The sequence below is a fragment of the Bacillus sp. JJ1127 genome (assembly GCF_036965845.1).
GTDB lineage: Bacteria > Bacillota > Bacilli > Bacillales > Bacillaceae_G > Bacillus_A.
The window spans coordinates 1-2,929 of sequence record NZ_JBALQK010000311.1; the positions used below are offsets into that span (position 1 = coordinate 1).

Annotated in this window: 3 protein-coding genes; all 3 read right to left on the bottom strand. The window is 35.1% G+C overall.

Annotated features, from left to right (window positions below; genetic code table 11):
* Window positions 1–47 precede the first annotated feature (47 nt).
* The 3 genes from coaW to V7183_RS23430 all read right to left on the bottom strand — a co-directional run bounded on the left by coaW (window position 48) and on the right by V7183_RS23430 (window position 2,596).
* Complete coding sequence (gene coaW, locus V7183_RS23420) at window positions 48–869, bottom strand: type II pantothenate kinase (protein ID WP_335361004.1); 822 nt, start codon at window positions 867–869, stop codon at window positions 48–50.
* 55 nt (window positions 870–924) lie between these two features.
* Complete coding sequence (locus V7183_RS23425; RefSeq protein WP_335361005.1) at window positions 925–1,323, bottom strand: 3-hydroxyacyl-ACP dehydratase FabZ family protein; 399 nt, start codon at window positions 1,321–1,323, stop codon at window positions 925–927.
* Window positions 1,324–1,396: 73 nt separating this feature from the next.
* Window positions 1,397–2,596 (bottom strand): LL-diaminopimelate aminotransferase, encoded by a 1,200-nt coding sequence (locus tag V7183_RS23430; protein WP_335361006.1) that lies wholly within the window; start codon window positions 2,594–2,596, stop codon window positions 1,397–1,399.
* Between the last annotated feature and the right edge of the window lie 333 nt (window positions 2,597–2,929).

The window sequence follows — 2,929 nt, forward strand, 5'->3', positions numbered from 1 at the left end:
ACAAAGGGTACAGATTACTTAGCTCCCCTTCTCTTTTAATAATAAATTTACTTTGTTGTACGCAATAAAGCTCCAATAGCCCCGCTAAAACCGTGATCTTGCAAGAAGATAGGTTTTTTATTTTGGTGCACGGTATAACTCCCTATAATTTCTTGCAGATGTGAATTGTTTGATAGGGTAGATCCAATATAAACGATATGATCAATACCTTTTGCTTCTGCAAATTGAAGGCTTAACGCAGTGACTACTTCGCCAACAAGACCTTGAAGAGTGGCGAGTAAATCGGATTTGTTATAATTAGATTCACTGATAGCTGCTTTTCCAAAATTACTGGCTGTTAAGTTACTATCAATAGGGGATAGAATACCGTTATAAATATCTCCAACTGTTATATCGAGATTCTGCCTAGAACCTAGTTTCGTGTGTTGCATTACTTCTTCAAAACAGTCTATATTCGTTAATAATTTCGATAATCCCATTATTGTGCCTCCGCCAATACCGGTGCCACCAGCACGAATGTAATTTTGGTTATGGACATAATGAATGGAAGTCCCTGTACCGATATTTGTTAAAACAAAGTCATTTATGGCATGCTTTTCTTTTTCAATGAGATAATGAATGCCTGTAAGTGTAGCCTCGAATTCGGCAAGGGATTCTGTTTTATATTTTTCATAAAGTAATGTGTGTAACCGCTCGGCTTTACCGCCAGTTATACACAATCTGTTTATAAAATTATTTTGACTTAACCACTCTTTGATTTTATTTTGTTCATAGGAGTAAAATTTTTCGAAATGTAATTCATTACTTTCGTTAAAGTAAGCAATTTTTGTTAATGTTCCTCCCGCATCAATACCGACAGCACTCTCCATCTTTGTACTCCTTATCATTGTATAGTTATCACAATGAACCGCTATCGTTTAATCTTCATTTCGTAATATAAACTAATAGCTTTTCAACTGTAACAATTGCTTTACCGTTTACAGAAGCAATTCCTTTGCCGAGAATAAATCCTCGTTTATTCCGTAGAACTTCATAATGTAAATCCAGCTTATCATCAGGTGCAGCAGTTCCATTAAATTCTACACCGTCTAATGAAGAGAGAAATCCTAATCCATTAGACTCGTTTGTCCCGACGAATGCTCCAAGCTGTGCAAGTGCTTCTACAATTAGCATGTGAGGCATATTGCTTTGGTTCTCAGTTATAAACCACTCATTACTTGTTATTAATTTATATCCTTTCACAGATTTTCCATCTTCAATTTCTGTAATGTTATCAATCATTAAAAAAGGATAGCGATGTGGCAGTGTATCGTTAATATTCATATAGACCTCCAGTTTTAATATCTAAATGAAAAAAATAATAACCCCCTGCTACAAGTAAGCAGGGGATTGATAATTAATTTTTGACTAAATCATTAGCGTTTTCAAGAGAGAAAATGCCGCTATGTTTAATGTTTTCAACAGCTTGTTGCAACATCTTCTTATCTTGGACAAGTGCGATACGGACAAATCCTTCGCCATGTGGTCCGAATGCATGACCAGGAGTTACAACAACATTTGCACGATCCATTAGTGCATAGGCAAATTCTAATGAAGTCCATCCTTTTGGTATTTCAGCCCAGATGAACATACTACCAGCAGGTTTTTCAACATGCCAACCGAAAGAGGCAAAGCCGTCAACTAAAGTATCCCTGCGTTCTTGATAGATGCTGCGGTTTTTCTCGCAATATTCAGCACCTTGGCGCAAGGCAACTGATGCTGCTTTTTGAATTGGCAAGAACACACCGTAATCTGTGTTCGATTTAAATTGTGCAAGTGCACTTACAATTTCTTCGTTTCCAATCAGATAACCAATGCGGCTGCCAGCTAAGCTATAACTCTTGGATAGGGAGTTAATCTCTACGCCAACTTCTTTCGCACCAGGTACAGATAAAAAGCTAATTGGTTTCTTGCCATCATAATAAAATTCAGCATATGCGAAATCATGTACAACAATGATATGATGTTGTTTTGCAAAAGCGATAACTTCTTTAAAGAAATCTTCATGTGCCATTGCTGGAACTGGATTTCCAGGGAAGTTTAATATCATCATTTTTGCTTGTTTCGCAACCTCTTCAGGAATGTCTTGTAACTTAGGTAGAAAGTCATTTTCTTTCTTTAAAGGCATGAGGTAAGATTTTGCACCAGCCATTTGAATACCTGTTTCGTAGGCTGTATATCCAGGGTCCGGAACTAAAATAAGATCTCCTGGATTTGCAAAAACCATAGGTAAGTGAACAAGTCCGTCTTGTGAACCCATTAATAGTAATATTTCACGGTTTGGATCTAGTATCACATTGTGACTATTATAATAATATTCAGTTACTGCTTCGTGAAAATCTTGAATACCTGTTAGTGTATAACCGTAATTTTCTTTTCCGCTTGCTGTATGTACCATAGTTTCTCTTACAAAATCAGCAGGAGGCATATCTGGATTACCGATACTTAAATCAATCATTTGGTGACCTGCTGCAATTTTTTCTTTTTTATAGGTTGCTAATTCACTAAATATAGAAGATTGAAATGCTTTCATTCTAGTTGCTAACGTGTAAGTCATTAAAACCCCTCCTAAAAGCTGCGTTTTCATCTTTATAGTTTTTATTCTTTTATTATTCTGAAAACACATAAATATATTTTATCACTTTTTTAGGAAAATTGAAATGATTGACATATATTAAACGTTTTAGAGTCAGAGTCTATATTACGTGTTTAATAATGAAAATTTAATCTTTTGAATTTAGGTAAAACCTTGTGTTTATAAGGCTGAAAAATAACGTTTATAGATTAGAAAATAAATTGAAATAAATTTACAATGTGCATGGGAGGTGTTGGCTTATGATACAACAGTTTTTCAAAAAAATATTTGAGCAGTTTTTACAAGAGCAGGAAG